This is a genomic window from Vibrio sp. 811, from assembly GCF_033339195.1.
In genome coordinates this window covers 1-809 of sequence record NZ_JAWOUB010000261.1, presented here as the reverse complement: position 1 = coordinate 809, position 809 = coordinate 1, and the positions used below count along the sequence as shown (strand labels likewise).

Genomic DNA, 809 nt, shown 5'->3' with positions numbered 1-809 from the left:
GTAAGCTTTATCGTAAATCGCTTTCGCTTCTGGTTTTTCATTAAAGAGTTTGAGTAAGGTGCTATCGGCCATTAAATCAATCGCTTGACGCGCTTCTTCTGGCGTGTCGCCTTCCATCAACTCATCAATTTTTTTGTCTGCGGCATCTATCCATTCTTTGCTTTTTTCGATACTGGCATCTGTCCACTCGCCAGCCGTATTGATTGCTTCTTCGGACCAATTCGTGAAATCTTGCCACGCTTGTGTTGAAAAGGCTTTAGTGTCGTCCCAAACATCTTGCGCAGTATCCGAAACCGCTTCGCCTAGCTCAGACATTTTGTTGGATATCTCGTCCCAATCTGCATGAGCAGGAGAGGTGAGTAACATAAGTGTGGTTAAGATAACGATCGGCTTTTTCATTAGAGCTCGTCCTAAACGTGGTCGGTTTTATTTCATTTTAGGTGAAATTTGGGATAGGGAAAATTGACGATGATTCTAGGTTGGGATTGACGTCACGAACTCACGTACCCTTGACAAGGGCGTGATAGAAGCCCAACAAAAAAGCCCTCAAACCGCAGCTTGAGGGCTTTGTCTCATTGGTTTAGGAGCGCTTGTGTTAAGTGGCTTCCTTTCGGCAAATTACTTGCTAACTTTACCTAGCTGTAACCAAGTGTCGATAACGGTGTCTGGGTTGAGTGAAACAGAGCTAATGCCTTGCTCCATCAACCATTCCGCCAAATCTTCATGATCTGATGGGCCTTGACCACAAATACCTACGTACTTGCCTGCTTTGGTTGCGGCATCAATTGCCATTTTCAGCATGATTTTCA

1 protein-coding gene and 1 pseudogene are annotated in these 809 nt (G+C 44.7%); both read right to left on the bottom strand.

The features are described 5' to 3' along the window. Positions 1-399: pseudogene (locus R7Q46_RS26225) on the bottom strand (hypothetical protein); the annotation flags it as partial. Positions 400-618: 219 nt separating this feature from the next. Continuing rightward, positions 619-809, bottom strand: a 191-nt coding sequence (locus R7Q46_RS26220; protein ID WP_318078090.1) for a putative PEP-binding protein, incomplete at its 5' end; no start/stop codon positions are given.